Origin of the sequence: Desulfovibrio sp., from assembly GCF_019424165.1 — a bacterium.
GTDB lineage: Bacteria > Desulfobacterota > Desulfovibrionia > Desulfovibrionales > Desulfovibrionaceae > Desulfovibrio.
The window spans coordinates 397-2328 of record NZ_JAHZAA010000015.1 but is presented as its reverse complement, the minus strand read 5'-3'; the positions used below and the strand labels follow the sequence as shown (position 1 = coordinate 2328).

Genomic DNA, 1932 nt, shown 5'->3' with positions numbered 1-1932 from the left:
AAAGCGGGTGGCGGGCTGTGCGCCGTTCATTTCAGCCGCATGGGCGCGTATGGCTGCAAGGGCGGACTCCGGCAGATGCCCGGCCAGCATGTCGGCTGTGTCCAGCCCGTGGCGTGCGGGATTTTCGACCGTGGATGGGTAGTCCAGATCGTGCAGAAGCCCCGTGATGCTCCACAAGGCAGCATCTTCGCCCAGGCGGTCTGCCAGGGCGCTCATGATTGCTTCGGCAGCCAGAGCGTGCTGCATGAGAGAAGGCGGTGTGTTATGGTCGGCCAGAAGTTTCAGGGCTTCGTTTCTTTGTATCATGGCATTGTCTCCCGTATCCTTTCTAATGTAGAACAGGGCAGTAGCGAAGGCAAGCCGGTCAGCCGGGTGTTCGCGACGGGTTGACGCGCTGCGTTCAGCACAGCGCTTTGCGACTGTGTTTCGCAGGCACGGTTCCGGTCCGCACAGACCCGCTGCCGGGGCAAAGCCCGTAACTGTGATGGCAGATGTGGTACTGCCTCCATAGCGGGGCTGCCGTTGCGGAAAGGCATCAGTGTTGACAGCGGGCCTTTTATGGCCGAAAAGAATCTTTTCGGAAATCGTCTCACAAGGTTTTGTATCGTGACCTTTATGCCCGTATACGGCCTGCGTTTTCGTGCGTTGGGCCAGACAAGCTATTATAGTGGCCCTCCGGGACTCAGCCCGGGCGTGCACGTGCTTATCGAAGCCGAACAGGGCTACGCTCTGGCACAGGTGGTTTCCGGTCCTGCGCAGCATTTGCCCAAGCAGGAAAGTGAACCCTTGCCCCATATTCTGCGGCTGGCAAGCCCGGAAGATGTCCGGCGTGGCGAGGCCAACGAGCAGTTGAGCCGCGAGGCGCAGGCATTCTGCCGCCAGTGCATACGCCAGCGCAACCTGGACATGAAGCTTGTGGATGTGGAAGTTTTTTTTGACCGCAGCAAGCTGATTTTTTATTTCACCGCCCCTTCGCGCATTGATTTTCGCGATCTTGTCAAAGATCTCGTGCGTGAATACCGCGCCCGTATCGAACTGCGCCAGATCGGCGTGCGCCATGAAACGCAGATGGTCGGCGCGGTGGGCAACTGCGGCATGGTATGCTGCTGCCGCCGCTATCTGCGCAAATTTGCTCCTGTGACCATACGCATGGCCAAGGAGCAGAACCTGTTTCTTAATCCTGCCAAAATTTCCGGCATTTGCGGGCGGCTTTTGTGCTGCCTTTCTTATGAGCAGGAAAATTACGACCATTTTCACCGGAACTGCCCGCGCCTTGGCAAGAAGTATCAGACCGACAAGGGCGGCATGAAGGTTCTGCGGGCCAACATGTTTCGTAACTCCCTGGCTGTGCTCACCGAAGCCAATGAAGAGCTGGAACTGACACTCGAAGAATGGCAGGCGCTTTCACCGCACCGGCCCGAAGCGCCGCCGTCTCCCCAGGGTCAGAACAAACCGCAGCCCAGGCAACCTGCCGGAGACGGCTTGCTGGTGGTTTCTGCCACGCCAGACACGCTGGAACATCTTGACCTCATGGATGACCTGTTTTATCAGGACGCCTCCGGACAGCAGGATGCCCACCGGGCGGAACATGCTGCCGGTAGCGGCCATGACGGGCCGGGAACCGATGGGCATGGCGATGCGGCAAAACCGCGCCGCAAGCGCCGCCGCAAAACACAGAAAAACGAAAATCAATAAGCCATACGCCATTACAAGCTTACGGAGCCTTGAGTGAACACCTTCTTTATCACTACGCCCATCTACTACGTTAATGCCAGGCCGCACCTGGGGCACGCCTATACTACAGTGGTTGCCGATGCCATGGCCCGGTACCACAAGCTGGCCGGGCAGGATACGCTCTTTCTGACGGGTACGGACGAGCACGGCGACAAGATTGTGCAGGCAGCGGAAAAGGAAGGCAAATCGCCCAAGGAA

The 1932-nt window shown here is 58.4% G+C and carries 3 protein-coding genes; 2 read left to right on the top strand and 1 reads right to left on the bottom strand.

Features of this window, described 5'->3' with window-relative positions; genetic code table 11:
* A partial coding sequence (locus QZ377_RS07080) for an HDIG domain-containing metalloprotein (protein WP_291440472.1) occupies nucleotides 1-306 on the bottom strand: 306 nt, incomplete at its 3' end.
* A 309-nt stretch (nucleotides 307-615) separates the two neighbouring features.
* On the opposite strand from QZ377_RS07080, the gene ricT reads away from it, so the two are divergent.
* Together ricT and QZ377_RS07070 are read left to right on the top strand one after the other, a co-directional pair.
* Nucleotides 616-1695, top strand: coding sequence for a regulatory iron-sulfur-containing complex subunit RicT (ricT, locus tag QZ377_RS07075; protein ID WP_291440510.1), 1080 nt, complete (start codon nucleotides 616-618; stop codon nucleotides 1693-1695).
* 33 nt (nucleotides 1696-1728) lie between these two features.
* Nucleotides 1729-1932 (top strand): class I tRNA ligase family protein (locus QZ377_RS07070; protein ID WP_291440471.1); only part of this gene is annotated, 204 nt, incomplete at its 3' end.